This is a genomic window from Pontibacterium sp., assembly GCF_964228735.1.
Lineage (GTDB): Bacteria > Pseudomonadota > Gammaproteobacteria > Pseudomonadales > Balneatricaceae > Pontibacterium.
In genome coordinates this window covers 1-17,802 of sequence record NZ_CAXRBQ010000047.1, presented here as the reverse complement: position 1 = coordinate 17,802, position 17,802 = coordinate 1, and the positions used below count along the sequence as shown (strand labels likewise).

Annotated in this window: 12 protein-coding genes; 3 read left to right on the top strand and 9 right to left on the bottom strand. The window is 51.7% G+C overall.

Features of this window, described 5'->3' with window-relative positions; translation table 11 throughout:
- Window positions 1-72 precede the first annotated feature (72 nt).
- Complete coding sequence (tal, locus tag ACEQ15_RS04765; RefSeq protein WP_370277937.1) at window positions 73-1,005, top strand: transaldolase; 933 nt, start codon at window positions 73-75, stop codon at window positions 1,003-1,005.
- Between the two features lie 273 nt (window positions 1,006-1,278).
- On the opposite strand, the gene ACEQ15_RS04760 is transcribed toward tal, so the two are convergent.
- The 9 genes from ACEQ15_RS04760 to ACEQ15_RS04720 all read right to left on the bottom strand — a co-directional run bounded on the left by ACEQ15_RS04760 (window position 1,279) and on the right by ACEQ15_RS04720 (window position 12,806).
- Window positions 1,279-1,761 (bottom strand): STAS domain-containing protein, encoded by a 483-nt coding sequence (locus ACEQ15_RS04760; protein ID WP_370277936.1) that lies wholly within the window; start codon window positions 1,759-1,761, stop codon window positions 1,279-1,281.
- A 1-nt stretch (window position 1,762) separates the two neighbouring features.
- A complete protein-coding gene (locus ACEQ15_RS04755) occupies window positions 1,763-2,929 on the bottom strand; it encodes a PP2C family protein-serine/threonine phosphatase (protein WP_370277934.1) in 1,167 nt (388 codons plus the stop codon).
- Between the two features lie 84 nt (window positions 2,930-3,013).
- Entirely contained in the window at window positions 3,014-3,709 is a 696-nt protein-coding gene (locus ACEQ15_RS04750) for a VacJ family lipoprotein (RefSeq protein WP_370277933.1), read from the bottom strand.
- A gap of 128 nt (window positions 3,710-3,837) precedes the next feature.
- Window positions 3,838-4,734, bottom strand: coding sequence for a porin (locus tag ACEQ15_RS04745; protein WP_370277932.1), 897 nt, complete (start codon window positions 4,732-4,734; stop codon window positions 3,838-3,840).
- 345 nt (window positions 4,735-5,079) lie between these two features.
- Window positions 5,080-8,988, bottom strand: coding sequence for an ATP-dependent RNA helicase HrpA (gene hrpA / locus ACEQ15_RS04740; RefSeq protein ID WP_370277931.1), 3,909 nt, complete (start codon window positions 8,986-8,988; stop codon window positions 5,080-5,082).
- A gap of 98 nt (window positions 8,989-9,086) precedes the next feature.
- The gene (locus ACEQ15_RS04735; RefSeq protein WP_370277929.1) at window positions 9,087-10,757 is read right to left on the bottom strand and encodes an AMP-binding protein; all 1,671 of its coding nucleotides are present in this window, start codon (window positions 10,755-10,757) and stop codon (window positions 9,087-9,089) included.
- A 22-nt stretch (window positions 10,758-10,779) separates the two neighbouring features.
- Window positions 10,780-11,547 carry a class II glutamine amidotransferase gene (locus tag ACEQ15_RS04730; RefSeq protein ID WP_370277928.1) on the bottom strand — a complete coding sequence of 256 codons (768 nt, stop codon included), beginning with the start codon at window positions 11,545-11,547 and terminating at the stop codon, window positions 10,780-10,782.
- 21 nt (window positions 11,548-11,568) lie between these two features.
- Entirely contained in the window at window positions 11,569-11,895 is a 327-nt protein-coding gene (locus tag ACEQ15_RS04725; protein WP_370277927.1) for a polymer-forming cytoskeletal protein, read from the bottom strand.
- Between the two features lie 14 nt (window positions 11,896-11,909).
- Window positions 11,910-12,806: a M23 family metallopeptidase gene (locus tag ACEQ15_RS04720; protein WP_370277925.1), complete on the bottom strand. Its 897-nt coding sequence runs from the start codon at window positions 12,804-12,806 to the stop codon at window positions 11,910-11,912.
- Window positions 12,807-13,160: 354 nt separating this feature from the next.
- Here ACEQ15_RS04720 and ACEQ15_RS04715 point away from each other — a divergent pair, with 354 nt between their 5' ends.
- Window positions 13,161-14,345 (top strand): acetyl-CoA C-acyltransferase family protein, encoded by a 1,185-nt coding sequence (locus ACEQ15_RS04715; RefSeq protein WP_370277924.1) that lies wholly within the window; start codon window positions 13,161-13,163, stop codon window positions 14,343-14,345.
- A 148-nt stretch (window positions 14,346-14,493) separates the two neighbouring features.
- Entirely contained in the window at window positions 14,494-17,625 is a 3,132-nt protein-coding gene (putA, locus tag ACEQ15_RS04710) for a bifunctional proline dehydrogenase/L-glutamate gamma-semialdehyde dehydrogenase PutA (protein ID WP_370277922.1), read from the top strand.
- Window positions 17,626-17,802 lie beyond the last annotated feature (177 nt).

Sequence of the window (17,802 nt, the reverse complement as noted above, 5' to 3'; positions counted from 1 at the left end):
ACTACAGGCAATGGACATTATTACAGATTAACAACTCGTGACAAAAACGAAATTGAAAGCCAGCTCTAAAAACTGAAAAAAATCACCCCGGTAGTCGCTGATACCGGTGACATCCAAGCAATCCGCACTTTCAAGCCGGTGGACGCGACCACCAACCCATCGCTGTTGCTTAAAGCAGCAGGTCTGGCTGACTATGCGCCACTGCTGACAGAAGCCAAAAGCTGGGCACAAGAACAGGGCGGCGATAATCAGGCACTACTGGGTAATATGACCGATCGCTTTGCCGTTTCTATTGGCCGTGAAATTCTGAACATCATTCCAGGACGCATCTCGACTGAGGTCGATGCACGCCTGTCATTTGATACTCAGGCGACTGTAGAGCGCGCCCACAAGCTGATCCGCATGTATGACGAAGCGGGCCTCAGCAAAGAGCGCATGCTGATTAAGATCGCGTCAACCGGGGACGGTATTGAAGCTGCACGCCAGCTTGAGAAAGAAGGTATTAACTGCAACCTGACCCTGCTGTTTAATTTCGCTCAGGCTGCCGCATGCGCAGAAGCTGGTGCATACCTTATTTCACCGTTCGTCGGCCGTATTCTGGATTGGTACAAAGCCAACACGGAAGCCCAGGACTACACAGGACTGAACGATCCTGGCGTACAGTCTGTCTCTCGCATTTATAACTACTTCAAGACCAATAATTACAACACGATTGTAATGGGTGCCAGCTTCCGCAACATCGGCGAAATCCAAGCATTATCTGGCTGTGATCGCTTAACAATCGCGCCTGCACTAATGCAGGAACTATCCGAAACAAATGCAACGCTCACCCAGCAGCTTTCCGCTTCTCAAGCAAACAGCAAAGACATGAAAGTTGTACTAGATGAAGCGTCATTCCGCTGGGAATTGAACGAAGATCCGATGGCGACAGAAAAGCTCGCTCAAGGCATTCGCGCTTTTGCGGTTGACCAGGTCAAGTTAGAAACACTGCTAAGCCAGCAGTAAAACGGAAGTTCACTCAAGCGCTGGATAGATTTACTGATCAGCGCTTGAGACTCTGATACTGCCTATCAGTAAATTTTGGACAAAAAAAAGCCCGTGAGCTTCCAAGCTCCGGGCTTTTTCCCCCAGCGTTCCGTGCCGGTCACCGCTCTTTTCCGTAAGCAGTGAGAGGAAATTACATCCTTGGCAATTGACAGATCCTTCTGCTTTCCCCATTTCCTGTAATCAATTTTATAGATTCTGGCTTATTACTGTATATAGGAATTTTTCCTATTTTTAGCTTTTCTCTAACGTTTTAACCAAGTCTTTAAACGCTTCCCGATTAGAGTCATTCAGATCAATAAGAATTCGGTGAGCCGCAATAATTCGCATCCGGATCGATTCTTCAGAATCTTGCACAAATGACAGCTTCTTAAGATCACTTGGACAAGTAGGCAACTCACTAATAAGCACAAAGATATGATCGAAGCCCATGCTCATCAGCACGCGCGTAATATTCTCATTTGTCGAAACGACGGTAGGTTTAGGCAACGACAAGGCATAAGCCTTGATGGACAGCTTAGCGATCAAACCAAGCGACGTACTATCAATTCCCTCTGCCTCAGTCAGATCAACCAGTATTTCCTGAGCCTCAATACTCGCCAGAGACTCCTCGATATGACAATCCAATGTTGCACACAGAGTTAGTCGCACATCCCCCACAAACTTAAGGATATAGCGCCCGTCCACGCATGCAGAAAAGATAGAACCCTCTTTCATCTTACCATCCAACAACTGTCATGATTGCTATGTCGTCAGGCGCCTCGCCACTATAGCTGGCGGTCAGACTTGCCTTCAGCTTCTCTGGACTGGAGCCTCTCAGATTATCCACCACAGCACGAACATATTCTTCGCGGGACAAGATATCTTTCTGTGGCAAAACCTCAAGGATACCGTCAGAGAACAAGGTTATCTGAAAGGACGACTCCAATTCGATTGATCTTTCGTCATAGATCGGCTGCTCAAAAAGACCCACAGGCATCCCTCTCCCTTCCAGATATCGAGTCCCTCTCGTATCGGTTAGCAGTGGCATTGGATGATGCCCACCTACCGCATAGTGCAGCAACCCGCTATTTCGGTCAATTGCCCCCAGAAACATGCTCAAATGCTTGCCTACGCCCGTTTCTAACAACTCAGTATTGATCCGTTGCAAAACATCACCCAGCGAAGGGAGCTCATCCGGAGATACATCTCTGTAATCACGCACCAAACTCTGCGTCATATTCTTCAACAGAACGGTCACCAGCGCCGAAGAAGCACCATGCCCAGAGACATCTGCCAGATAGAAAACCATACGCTGATCATCAACCGGCACTACATCAACAAAGTCACCACTTAGATATAACGAAGGGGTAATCTGATGCTCAGCCTTAATGCCGCAAATTTCGATGGTTTCTGCAGGCATCATATTACGTTGTATATGATAGGCAGCCTGCTGATCAGCTTTAAGCTCAGAAAGACTCTGCTCAAGCTCCTCTCGGTAAAACCGATTCTCTTCCAGTGTACGCGCCCACCCCATAAGGCGCTCCACTGCATCCAGAAATGCCTGACTATGCCGAGTAACGTCAACCACATCAAATACGTCAGAAGCACCGACACGCAGCGCTGAAAACACATCGCTACCGTCAGGGTCATCCAGCAGAATTAGAACAGGATTGGGAGAGTGGAGTTCAATCAGATCATGACACAATGACTGCTTCGCTTTGGGGACCCGGGCGATCACAAGCGCAAAATCCGTATCACCTAGCTTCTCCTTTGCATCAGACAATGAAAAGCTGGTTGATACTCTCAGATCTAGTATTGAGGACTCATTCAACAGATCAAAAATACGGTCGATTAGTGCCGTTGAATGATCAACAATCAGTATTTTTTGAGTGGTGTGACTCATAAATCACCCCAAGGCAGGCGCTTTCGATCCATGAGTCAACAAGTTAAACCTAATGCTAGCAACATGCAATAAGCCACAACCGACTTAGAAATTTTCGTCATCGTAGTCTTCAGACTGGCCGTCATTGATCGAGAACTCTCGACGCTGCAGATAGGCATCACGGATAAAGGTATAGCGATCCCCCGTAATGAGCTTTTCAGCTTCTAACAAACCAGAGCGAGTATCGATAGCCTGCAAACCAATAACAGCATACCGAGCCGAATCATCTTCGATGTTTGAAATAGGCGAAGTGATCGAATCGACAATCAAACCACCCGTATCACGGATATTTGACGGGCCAAAGAAAGGCAATACAAGGTACGGACCTGATTCCATCCCCCAATACCCAAGAGTTTGACCAAAATCTTCGTTATGCTCTTCAACACCCATTGGCGTTGCGACATCCAGCACACCGCCTAAACCAAACGTTGTATTAAAGGACACTCGAGCTAAATCTTCGCCCGCTGATTCAAACTTTGTCTGAAGTAGATTATTTAACAGGCTGCCAACATCAGAAATATTATCAAAGAAATTGGACACACCTGTTTCGATCAGGTCAGGCGTAACAGCCTTATAGCCGAGAGTAATTGGTTTCAGCGCGTATTTATCCAGACCTTCGTTAAAACTGAACATCGCGCGATTATAACCTTCCCAAGGGTCGATCTCATGACCATCCGCCAGCGCACCTGGACTCGTCATGATTAACCCTGAAACTAATACCGCTACCAAACGTTTGTTCACGCTTTTATCCTTTTCACTTCAACAAGGCTTCATTGTAGCCCTATCTTTCCAGAAGAAAAACAGAGCCTAAAACGAAAAAGGGCCCCCTTAATGGGAGCCCTCTTATCATAGATATCTAATAATCAATATTAGAAGTCTACGCGGTAACCAACAGCCAGGCTGCCGTCATCACCTTTGTCGTAGTAACCGACAAATGCTTTAGCTGCTTTACCCAGCTTCTGGGAAACTTCCAGAGAGTACTTGTCGTCTGCATACTTGTCATCGTCGACAAAGTTAGCTGCCAGAGTAGTATTATCCATGGTGTAAGAACCTGCTACTTCGTAGGAATCTTCACGACCAGCACCTGCAGTACCATCATCCTGGTAACGAGTAGCCACGTACAGACCACCTGTTTTGTAAGATGCAGCAAAAGAGTTAACACTCTCACCAACTGTATTTTCAACACCAATAGTAGATGCTGCCAGCGTCAGACCGTCTACGGAGTACTTAACAGCCAGGTTGTAAGCATCAACACTGTCAGTACCCGCAGCGTCGCCACCAGCGATTACAACACCAGCAACCTGCAAACCGCTCATGACAGGCGAGATATAAGCAATAGTATTAGACAAACGATGGAAAGAAGTGCCAAGGTCAGCACCAGCTGCATAACCGGAGGCACCAGAAACGTCGCTGTTTACCATGATATCAGTTGGGAATAGAGTCCAGAGTGCAAATGGAGACCACTGACGGCCTGCATTAACGGTACCAAAGTCGCCTGTTACACCTATACTCGCCAAACGACCACCACCCAGAGCACCAGCCTCTGTATTTATAGACTGCTCCCATTGGAAAATAGCTTTCGCACCGGAGAACAGCTCAGAAGATCCTTTAACACCGATTCGAGAAAAGTTATCGGTTACATCTAGACCAGCATTATAGTTACTCAGATTTAAACGCAGAGAACCGTACAGAGTTGCGTCAGCTTGAGCAACCATTGGAGCCGTCAGAGCACCAGCAACCGCCAGAGCGATGATAGATTTTTTCATCAAAATTTCCCCTTCAATTTTCAACATACTAGTAGTGAATTTAGTGTTTTTGTTTTTCTTTGCGCCCTTATGACTGGCACGTCTAGAAAATACTACAAATCTTTTTTCATTCAAATAAATTTTAGCGCCATTTACGGAGCTTACTAATTTATTTGAATAATCATATCTTTATCTCATCTAAATAAGGCATCTGCCAGCAATTCTCTGATTGCTAATTGGTAAAGACTGACTTACTCAGACGGGTATGTTTACCCAAATTTTTCGCATTACAGCATACCCTCTCGTCTACTGCAACTACCTTAGGCCCACTAATTTGATCCGACCAAGGTCTAATGTTGACCTGTATCAAACCAGTACTTTCTGCCATTGCTGTCGGATGCGCTTATCGGACACCGGGTATTCAGTGCCTAGCTGTTGAGCAAAAAGCGAGACCCGATATTCCTCTAACATCCAGCGAAAATGCTGTAACTCAGGATCTGCCACACCATTGTTCTTGTGCTGTTCCAATCGGCGCTGGTAGTCGCTCCAATAGCTGTCTAGCTGATCGCTTAATATTCTCTCCTGAGGCAGATTGCGTCTAAATTTCTCCAGACGCATCTCAATCGCTTTCAGATACCTTGGATAGTTCTGCAGTCGATTCCAGCTATTTTCGCTGACATAACGCGCATGGATCAACGCACCTAGTTGCATCTTTACGTCGTTAAGCACGGCAACCTCTGTGAGATCCATGCGCCCTTTAAGCTTTTTCTGGATATCGTGATAACGTTTATGGCACTCAAAAACAAAACGCGCTACCTTCACCGCCAGGTCCACTAATTCAGCTCGGCATTGCTCCAGACGGACTTTGAACTCACGCTCAGTACGTGGTAGCGATTCATCCAGGTTCATCAGATGCCGAACAGCCTGCTGCACACATTGATCTTGCAGCGAACGTTTATCCAAAACCTTACCCACCAGCATGACACTCTTGTCTATTTCCGGCAGCTGTTTACGTGCAAACCTCACTTGCTCAGTCAGCGAGAGTATTGCCAAACGTACGATACCCAGCACCGAAAGTTCATCTGCATCAGCTTTATGCGTGACAACCGTCAAGGAAACACTGTCGCCCTTATCGAGCATCGCAGGGTAGGCATCGACCTCAATACCGCCCGCTTGACGCAAGCGGATGCTTTCCTGCAGTTCACCGAAATCCCAGGAGGTGATTTCATCACGCCCCCACTTTTCCCCTGGGCCTTTTTTCAGTGCTTCTGATACTTTCTCTGCAAACTTGTGCTGCAGCTTCTGCAGGTTACGGGATTCGCCTTGAACCTTACCCTTCTCATCCAGCACACGAAGATTAACCTGAAAGTGATTGTCCAGTTTCACTTCACGCAATGCTGCAGGATCTACCGTCACGCCGGTCATGCGCTTCAGCTGTAGCGCCAACGCCTCATACAGATCGCCTTCACCGAAATTGATCTTCTCCAACGCGGCATCCACATAGTCGGGAATCGGTACGAAGTTTTTGCGGATCTGCTTGGGTAACCCCTTCATCACAGCCACGCATTTTTCACGCAGCATACCTGGCACCAACCACTCAAGCCGTGTAGCAGGCAGCTGGTTCAGCAGCGCAATTGGTGTACTTAACGTAACACCGTCGTTGCGGGCACCCGGCTCAAAGTTGTAGGCCAGCTTCAACTTGATTCCATCCATCGCTAGATTATCTGGGTACTGACCAGCGGTAACGTGATCCGCTGAACGCTGCAACAGATCCTCTTCGGTCATGAACAGTGCTTTAGGGTTGTTCTGCTCGACACCTTTACGCCAATGTTCGAATCCAGCGCCGTTAACAACACCTCCACCATCCAGCTCTTCCATCCGTTGGAAGTAAAACTGGTACAGAGACTCCTCATCTACCAAGAGGTCACGGCGACGGGACTTGGCCTCCAGGTCCTCGATATCCTGCAACAACCCACGATTGTGCTTCAGGAATTTACCTTTGGTTTCGAATTCTCCTTCAACCAGCGCCTGACGGATAAAGATTTCGTGGGACTGCTCGGGCTCAATCTTACCGTAGTGAATACGGCGTTTTGGCACGATGATCAGGCCATAGAGGCTGACCTGTTCCAGCGCTACCACCTGGGCACGTTTCTTCTCCCAATGGGGCTCAAGATAGCTGCGCTTCACCAGATGTTTGGCTAAGGCTTCAGCCCACTCCGGCTCGATGCGTGCGACCATGCGCGCATAAAGCTTGGAAGTTTCTACCAGCTCCGCCGCCATAATCCACTTGGGTGCTTTTTTAAACAGCATAGAACCCGGGAAGATATGGAACTTCTTGTTACGCGCGCCCAAGTACTCTTTGTTTTCCTGCTTGAAGCCCATCTGACTGAGCAGGCCGGATAACAAGGACTTGTGGATTGAGTTGTAGTCCGCATCATCCTGGTTTTCTTTGTAACCCTGTTGCTTGCAGATCAGGTGCAACTGCCGATGGATATCACGCCACTCCCGCATCCGCATAAAGGAGAGAAACTGCTTCTGACAGAACTTACGCAGTTGATTCTGGCTCAGCTCCTGGCGCTGTTCCTCGTACAGGTTCCAGAGGTTTACCAGCGTAATAAAATCGGAATCTTCACTGGCATAAGCACGATGGCGCTCATCGGCAGCCTGTTTCTTCTCAATCGGGCGTTCTCGTGGGTCCTGTACGCTGAGCGCACTGGCGATCACTAGTACCTCTTTCAGGCAGTTTTGTCGTGCAGCCTCAAGCAGCATACGACCGATCCGTGGATCAACCGGCAGCTTGCTCAGTTCCCGTCCCTGACGGGTCATATTGCGCTTCTCATCCACCGCTCCCAGCTCGTGCAGCAGCTTGAAGCCGTCATTCACAAAACGCACATCGGGCGGATCGATAAACGGAAACTCCGCAATATCTCCCAGGCGCAGATTCAGCATCTGCAGAATTACCGCCGCCAGGTTGGTGCGACGGATCTCCGCGTCGGTAAATTCTGGACGGGCGAGAAAATCTTCTTCTGAATACAGGCGGATACAGATACCCGCCGCAACACGTCCACAACGGCCTTTACGCTGATTCGCACTCGCCTGAGACACCGGTTCAATCGGCAAACGCTGTACCTTGGATCGGTAGCTGTAGCGACTGATTCGGGCAAAGCCGGGATCGATTACATATCGAATGCCTGGCACGGTAAGCGAGGTTTCTGCCACGTTGGTCGCCAGTACAATACGTCGGCCAACAGAACGCCCCGGGTGAAAAATTTTGTTCTGCTCAGCCACGCTCAAGCGCGCATACAGCGGCAAGATTTCGGTGTTGCGCAGCTGTGCCTTACGCAGGAAATCGGCGGTTTCCCGGATCTCACGCTCACCGCTGAGGAACACCAGAATATCCCCCGGCGCGGAGGCACCGTTGTCACGCTCGTGCTGGGCCAGCTCATCTACCGCATCCAGAATCCCTTGACGCTGGTCATTATCGCTACTCTCTTCCCCCAGCGGCCGGTACAACACATCAACGGGATAGGTACGCCCGGACACCTCGATCACCGGCGCATCGTTAAAGTGCTTGGAGAAACGCTCCAGATCAATGGTCGCCGAGGTGATAATAACCTTTAGGTCAGGACGACGCGGCAGGATACGTTTCAGATAACCCAGCAGGAAATCGATGTTGAGGCTGCGTTCGTGAGCCTCATCGATGATCAGGACTTCGTACTTTTCCAGAAAGCGATCATGCTGGGTTTCCGCCAGCAGAATACCGTCGGTCATCAGTTTGACCATCGACTGTTCAGACACCTGATCGGTAAAACGGACCTGATAGCCTACGGTTTTACCCACTTCGGTTTGCAGCTCTTCCGCGATACGGTTTGCCACCGCCCGCGCCGCCAGTCGACGGGGTTGGGTATGACCGATCAGGCCACGCGCACCCAGGCCCAGCTCCAGACAGATTTTTGGTAACTGTGTTGTTTTACCGGAACCAGTTTCACCCGCCACCACCACAACCTGGTGATCACGGATCGCTTCCTGAATCTCTTCACGGCGGGAAGAGACAGGCAGATCCGGATAGCGGACCTCACCCACCAGCGTGCGCTTATCGGTCACTGCCTTCACAGAGGCAGCAACGGTCTCCTCGATCTGCGCCACCATTCGATCAACCGGCTGGTGATTATTCACCCGCTGTTCTGCCTGCTGCAGGCGTCGTTTCAGGTTGTGGAGATCGGATATACGGCAGTCATTAAGCTGCTGACGGAGCTGTTGAAGCTTTGCTTTCACGATGGGAGACTTGTTTCGGGTGACTGAAATTAAACGAAGCGCGCTATTATACGGCAGCGCAGCCATTAACGGCAGGACCAGTTATACGATATCCAGATTTAAAGGTGGCGTTTCTTTTTGGCCTGACGGGTCAGCTCTTCGTCGCGGATATCACGGTGCAGCACTTTACCCACATTGGTTTTGGGCAGAGAGGTCCGGAACTCCACTTGCCTTGGTACTTTGTAGGAGGTCAGGCGTTCGCGGCAGTAATCGCGCACCGCTTTCACCGTTAACCGTCGGTTGCGGCTCACTACAAACAATTTGATCACTTCACCCAGATCATCATCGGGAAGGCCAACAACGGCACATTCCAATACATCCGGATGACAGGCGATTACGTTCTCCAACTCACTTGGGTAAACGTCAAATCCTGCGGTGCGGATCACTTCTGATTTCCGATCGATCACCTCGATATAGCCCTCTTCGCTGAGAGTACCCATATCACCTGTGAGGAACCAACCATCGTCTTGCAACACAGCCCGTGTTAATTCGGGTTGCTGCCAGTATCCCGCCATCACCTGCGGACCTCGCACGCAGATTTCACCTACTTCACCTGGGTGCAGGGTTTCTCCCTCGCTGCCAACCACTTTCACTTCGGTCAGGGGTACCGGCGGTCCAACAGTGTCATCACGACGCTCTTCGTTTGGAGGATGGACCGCGACCACAGGCGAACACTCGGTCAGCCCATAGCCCTCCTGGATGGGAGATCCGGTCACTTCAATCCAGAGTCCTTCGGTAAAACGGGTCAATGACATAGCGCCTGATACCGTCACCTTGAGACTGCTAAAGTCCAATGCACAAAAATCCTGGTTCTGACACAACTCCACAAACAGCGTATTCAGTCCAGAGAACACCGTGAATCGCCAGCGGGACAGCTCCTTAACAAACCCTTCCGTATCCCGGGGATTGATGATGAGAACCACATGCGCGCCATCTTCCAGCATCAGCATCCCGTTCAGAATCAACGAATAGGTGTGGTAGAGCGGCAACGGTGCAATGGCGATCTCTTCACGTGGGGTGCAAACTTGATTCATCACAGTTTTTAGCTGGCAGATGTTCGCCAGGATATTGTGATGGGTGAGCATCACCCCTTTCGAAGTGCCGGTGACGCCCCCGGTATACTGCAGAAACGCCAGTTGGTGTCGTTCAACCTCAACCGGACGCCAAGGATGCTTGGCGCCTTCACGTAAGCACTTGCGAAACGAGATCGCGTTGGGAATTTTGTAACGCGGCACAATCTTACGTACATGACGCGCTTTGAAGTTGATCCAATCAGATTTGGGGAACGAATGCAGATCCGCCAGCTGAGTCACAATCACTTCCCGGATTTCGGTATCCGGCAGCACCTTCTCTACCAAGTAGGCACTGTTTGCCAATGTAATGACCGCCCTTACACCCGAGTCAGCAAACTGATGGCGCAACTCTTCCACGCTGTATAACGGGTTGGTATTCACAACCACCATACCGGCTTTCAGTATGCCGAATACCGCAACAGGGAATTGCAAAAGGTTGGGCAGGTGGATCGCAACACGATCACCAGGGCGCAGGTTAGGCGAGCGCTGCAACCAGGAGGCGAGACGGCTGGAACGCTCGTCCAGCTCACTGTAGGTCAGGGTACCGCCCTGACAGGTAAATGCCGATGCATCTGCGTAACGCTGGCAACAGGCCTGAAACCAGCTCACCAGATTGGGATAATGCTCAATCTCCGCCCGCAGCGCATCGTCATCCATTTCTCTCTCCGAGTACGGTCTATCAGACCGGTAATCCGTCAGCAAAGGTGATCATCTCACCTGCTTCCAGCTTCTGCCACTGCTCGTTATCGGTCAGCGGATCCGTCGCTATCACGGTCACAATATCGTTTGGCGTGGTCTCTTTGTAGAAATCTACCATCAGCTCACAATCTTTGAGCGACGCTTCGCCAAACGGTGCCCTGCGGGTGATCCAGGTCAGCTTGGTGGTACAGTAGGCAAACAGCCAGGTGGACTCTGTCAGCAGCATGTTGTACACACCAAGCTTGCGCAGCTGGTCGCAACAAGTGCGGATAAAATCCTGCAGTTCAGCGACATCATCCGGACGCTGCGGGAATTTCTCGCGGATCTGACCCAGCAACCAGCAAAACGCATATTCACTGTCGGTGGTACCCACCGGTTGATAGTGTGTCAGTGGCATGTCGAACAGCGCCTTGTCTAATTGCCCATTGTGAGCAAAGGTCCAGACATAACCCCATAACTCCCGCGTGAACGGGTGAGTGTTTGCCAGATTAACTTCACCCACGTTGGCCTGGCGAATATGGCTGATCACCACGTTACTCTTGATCGGATGGTTCTTGATCAGCAATGCAATCTCAGAATCCACACTCGGCGCTGGATCGTGGAAGCTACGCACGCCTTTTCCTTCGTAGAATGCGATACCCCAGCCATCCCGGTGTGGACCGGTGCCACCACCACGCTGCATCAGACCACTGAAGCTAAAACAAATATCGGTTGGAACATTGGCACTCATGCCAAGCAGTTCACACATATTTCCAGATTAACCTTTTTCTTATTCCGCTACTTTCTCTACCGAGCCTTCAATCGCTTCGATAACCGGCAGCGATTCCAGAGCTTTGTCTACCGCGGCCTGCTCCCAGTTCTTGCGTTCTCCCACGAAGTTACCTTTGGGACTGATCGACATCTGCTTGCTGGTCACCGTCGCCCGCACCTGCCCCTCAGCTTCAATGTGCAGCTCGTCACAGATCACATCGCCTTCGAGCAAACCACTGACATTGATATGGCGCGCTTTGATCAAACCACGCACATGTCCGGACTTACCCACAGAGATATTGTCCAGTGAGTTGATGGTACCGTCGAACATGCCGTCGATATGCATCTTGCCCACAACCTTCATTTCGCCGCTGAACTTATTTCCTTCTGCGACGATGGTTGTTCCTGCCCGACCCTGCTTTGATTCAGAGGATACATTTCTTGTAATGAGGCCCATTTCACATCCTTAACTTTACTGAAGAGTGAATCAAAATCCGACATACTCCAAGCAAGGAACGGATCCGGGTCCAGCGGGGTAAACAGGTGCCGCACCTCATAATGCAGGTGAGGTCCGGTAGAAATACCGGTGTTTCCGCTGTAGCCGATCAACTGCCCTTTACGCACAAATTCACGGTTTTTAACCTTAACCGCATTCAAGTGCCCGTAGTACGTTTTGAATCCAAAGTTATGCAGCAGAATGATTAACTTACCGTAACCGCTCTGCTTATGGTATCCGGCATATTCTACGACCGCATCAGCTGTAGCATAAACCGGTGTACCGATACTCGCCTTAAAATCGATACCATGGTGAATATGACGTTTTTTCAATACAGGATGTATACGTGGTCCGAAGCGGGCGGTTACCCGCGGACTTAAAATCGGCATCCCGTTGGGAATCATATGCAGGAAGTAAAGGCGCTTGCTGGCCATCACTTTTAGTTCTTCCGCCCGCTCCTCAGTCATGTTCTCAGAAACTGGCAAACCCAGCAGGCTTTCCAACCCGTATAGCGATTGATCCAGCGACTGGTTCAGGGCACCAATACGACTGTTCTCAGCTTCCAGCTGGGCTTTTTCATCCATCAACGTGTGCAACGTTGAGGAGAGCTGATCCATCTCGGATTTATACAGCTGCTGTGAACCCAGCATCATCTCGTAATCCTGGGACAGCTGTTCATGGTCGCTGGCCAGCTCTTCCAGATCATCGTTGGTTTTCCACAGTAGCGGCGTCGCAACAAAAAAACTGACGGCCGCCAACACAACAAACAGAATAATGCCGTACCGCGTCAACTGATTCAGAGAGTACTGCCGTGACCCGTGTACCGTTGTCAGAGTCACAACCATCCGGTTTTTCAAGTTTCCACCAACCTAATACCACTACAAAAGCAGAGCCAAATATACCGTTTTAGCATGGCATTGTCATAACCGGGTATTGCAGCAGCGATGGCAGTTTATGCAAGGAAATCGATCTAATTTCGACCAATTGATAGCTCTCACGCCCCCCGACCTGTCATAAAGCGATGATAGAGTAAGAAGTTCTCACGACTGGGAAAACCATCCAGGGAAGTGCACAGCTGGTGGATATTTATAACTAGAACAGATGAAGGATGCAGCATGAGCAATCGAGAGATCGTCGTACTGAGTGGTGTACGTACAGCAATTGGTGGATTTGGTGGCAGCCTGAAGAGCAAGACGCCGGGCGAACTGGCAGCAGCCTGTGTAGAAGAAGCGGTAAAACGCTCCGGTGCAGAGCCTGAAGCGTATGGCCATGCCGTATTCGGTAACGTGATTCACACCGAGCGTCAGGACATGTACCTGAGCCGTGCAGCCGCGGTAAACGGTGGACTGCCAAACGAGACCCCTGCCGTAACGGTTAACCGTCTATGTGGTAGTGGCCTGCAGGCAATCATCACCGCAGCACAGCAGATCGAAACCGAGCAGTGCGATGCCGCTGTTGCCGGTGGTGCAGAAGTGATGAGCCGTTCCCAGTACTGGCTGCCTTCCGGCCGATTCGGTCAGCGTATGGGTGATGGTCAGATTGTAGATGCTATGGTGGGCGCCCTGACCTGTCCTTTCGACAACACCCACATGGGTATCACCGCAGAAAACATCGCTGAGAAGTGGAACATCAGCCGCGAAGACCAGGATGCACTGGCGGTAATGAGCCACAACCGCGCGGAAGCAGCGATCAACGAAGGTCGTTTCAAAGACCAGATCCTGCCAATTGAAATTGCCACCCGCAAAAAGACTGTCATCTTCGATACGGACGAACACACCCGTCACGGTCTGACCATGGACGATGTGGCTAAGATGCGTCCGGCATTCAAAAAAGATGGTTCTGTCACTGCAGGTAACGCCTCCGGTCTTAACGATGCAGCTGCCGCGGTTACCCTGATGGCTGCTGATGTTGCTGAAGCCAAAGGTCTGCAACCGATGGCAAAACTGGCAGCGTACAGCTTTGCCGGCGTAGAACCGAAGTACATGGGTATCGGCCCGGTACCCGCGGTACGCAAACTGTTGGATAAAGCGGGCCTGTCCGTTGCTGATATCGATGTCTGGGAAGTGAATGAAGCCTTCGCCGCACAGGCCCTGGCAGTATGCCGTGACCTGGAACTGCCAATGGATAAAGTAAACGTAAACGGTTCCGGCATCTCTCTGGGTCACCCAATCGGTGCAACCGGCGCCATCATCACCGTTAAAGCACTGTACGAACTGCAACGCACCGAAGGTCGCTACGCTGTTGTCACCATGTGTATCGGTGGCGGTCAGGGTATCGCGGCACTGTTCGAACGCGTCTAAGCACGCCTCCTGAAAACGCCCTGCTCCCTTCCCCTTAGCGGGGCGTTTCCCCCTCTCCGACGCAATTTCACCCTGTGCATCTGAATCCGCCATGTTCTACACTGGAGCGGACATTCACGGGCATTTACGGACCTAAAGGCGGTGACCTATGCATCCGCTCTTTCATTACTTCAGTCCTGAATTTCATCAGGAAGATCTGCAAAGTCTCTGGCAGGAAGTGTGTGACTACTACACCGCCGACGAAAAACTGATGGTCTCGGAGCTGCAGCAACTGGTGCCTGACACGCCCAATGCCGCCCCCCTTGCGGCACAGTGGTTGCAAACCCTGCGTGAAACACCCAGCGCCCGTTTCGACCTGCACCAACTGCTCAGTCAGTTCCGCCTCAACTCCGACGAGGGGCTAGCCCTGATGTCGATGGCTGAAGCCCTGTTGCGTATTCCCGATGCTGAAACCGCCTATGCCCTGGTGGAAGATAAACTGGACTCCGCCGACTGGGAGCAAGCACTCACCAGCAACGAAAGCACCCTGCTTAATACCTCGATCTGGGGTATCGCCCTTGGCCAGCGTTTGGTTGCTCAGGACAGCGATCCGACAGGCCTCTACGCTTCGGTGCGGCGCCGACTCGGACGCCCGGCGATGCTGAAGGCGATGAAAACCATCATGCGTTCGCTGGGCGAGAATTTCGTTTTTGCCGAGACCATCAAAGAAGCCTGTGACCGCCGCTATGACTACGACCAGAACCTGAACCAGTTCTCCTTTGATATGCTGGGCGAAGACGCTGTCAGCGAGAACGACGTAGAGCACTACTTCGCCGCCTACCTCAATGCGATTGAAACCGTAGGGCAGCGTAAAGACGCCGCCGACACCACCATATCGATCAAACTTTCGGCTCTGCATCCACGTTTTGAGAACCTCAAAAACCGCCGGGTGTATCAGGAGCTGACCGACCGCCTGCTACAACTAATTGTCGCCGCCCGCACCGCCGACGTCGGCATCACTCTGGATGCAGAAGAAGCAGACCGCTTGGAACTGAGCCTTAACCTCTTTAAAGAACTGCTGCGCACCGAGCTGGCCAGCGGCTGGGGCAAACTGGGGATTGCTGTTCAGGCCTACGGCAAGCGCGCACTGCCCACCTTGGGCTGGCTCGAGCATCTGGGACGTAAACTGGACACCCCTATCCCGGTGCGCCTGGTTAAAGGTGCGTACTGGGATACGGAGATCAAACAGGCCCAGCAGCTCGGGCTGAAGGACTACCCGGTCTACACCCTCAAAGCCAGCACCGATATCGCCTACTTGGTGTGTGCCCGCTTTTTATTGTCGGAGCAGTGCCACGCTCTGATACCGGAGTTCGCCACCCACAATGCACTTACCGTAGCGCAGCTGCTTGAGATTCCTAGCAACAAACCGATCAACTTTCAGCGCCTACATGGTATGGGCGACGGTTTATACCAACAGATCTGCCGCGAGCAACAACGCCCCTGCCGCATCTATGCACCGGTCGGTGACCACCGCGAACTGCTGCCCTACCTGATTCGACGGCTGCTGGAAAACGGTGCCAACAGCTCCTTTGTGTTCAAGGCGAGCAATCGGGATATACCGGTCAGCACGTTGTTAAAAAGCCCACTGGAACGCCTCCACCAGACCAGCGCATTGCGCAATCCCCGCATCCCATTGCCTGCGGATGTTTTCGCCAGTAACCGCAAGAACTCACAAGGATTCAACTACGGTTCCAGTCAGGACCTGCTGGACCTGCGCAACCGGCTGGATCGTTTTGGAAAAAACGTTTGGCATGGGATGCCGATCATCTCCGGTGAAAAACAACCCGGGATGGAATCAGTCGCGGTGTACAGTCCACAGGATATCGAACAACAGATCGGTACACTGGATATTGCCGCACCTGACCAGATCAAGCGGGCCTTGGCTGATGCCAGCGCCGCCTGGCCCGCCTGGCGGGACACACCGATCTCGGAACGCAGCGCAGTACTGCTGCGTTATGCCGAACTGCTGGAAGTAAACCGCGACGAACTGATCCACCTCTGCATGAGCGAAGCGGGCAAAACCCTGCGTGATGCGATCGACGAGATCCGTGAAGCCGTCGATTTCTGCTATTACTATGCGGCCCAGGCGGAAAAACAACTGACCAGCCACGCCCTGATCTCCGTCACCGGCGAAAGCAATGAACTACAGCTCAAAGGCCGGGGTATCTTCCTCTGTATCAGCCCGTGGAACTTCCCTCTGGCCATCTTCACCGGCCAGATTGCCGCAGCCTTGGTGTGCGGCAACGCCGTGATAACCAAACCGTCCAGCAAGACCTCGCTGATCGCGATGCGTGCGACTGAGCTTTGGCTGGAAGCTGGCGTACCTCCAGAGGTCTTACAGCTGGTCACATACAGCGGTGCAGAACAGAGCGAGCTGTTGCTAAAAGACTACCGCCTGGCAGGCGTTGCCTTCACCGGATCCAGTGCCACCGCCAACGGCATTTTTGCCACCCTGGCCCAACGCCTTGGCGCACCACTACCAGCCATGATTGCTGAGACCGGCGGCCTCAATGCGATGATCGCCGACAGCACGTCGCTGCCGGAACAGGTGGTTAAAGACGTATTGCGTTCTGCATTCGCCAGCGCCGGACAGCGCTGCTCGGCCCTGCGGGTACTCTACCTGCAGGAAGAGATTGCCAACACCGTAACCGAGAAGCTGATCGGCGCCACCAAAGAGCTGAAGATCGGAGATCCACGCCGCTTTGACGTGGATATTGGTCCGATCATCGATCAGGAGGCAATGGATACGCTTTACAACCATATAGAACTCGCGCGGGTTCAGGGACGTTTGATCTTTGAGCTACATACCGGCCCGCAGCATGATCCTGGTTATTTTGTGCCGCCGACCATTATCCGCTTGCATACCATGGACGAACTGACCGAAGAGACCTTCGGCCCGATCCTGCATATTGTGCGCTACCCCGCCGAACGGCTGGATCAGGTGATCGAAGAGATCAATCGCTCCGGTTATGGCCTGACGCTCGGCATCCACTCCCGCAATAGCCAGACCATCCACCGTATCGCAGAGCTGGCCCAGGTCGGCAATATCTACGTGAACCGGGATCAGGTCGGCGCGGTGGTGGGTGCTCAACCGTTTGGCGGCATGAACCTTTCAGGCACCGGCCCTAAAGCAGGTGGTCCGTTTTACCTGCACCGCTTTGTACAGGAAAAAACCATCACCCAGAACACCACAGCCTGCGGCGGCAACCGCCAGCTGTTGATGGATGCGGAAGGAGGCTGATCCCAAAACCTCAAACGCAAAAAAGGCGCCTCTCTGGCCACTGCTGTCCCATAGTTTGGGATAAATAAGAAAGCCTGAATCCATGTGAGTAAAATGAGTGTGCGAGCAAACACTTTAATCACAAAGGATTCAGGCTTTGTCACATCATAACACCGCGTTTCATCAGTTGCTGCAGCC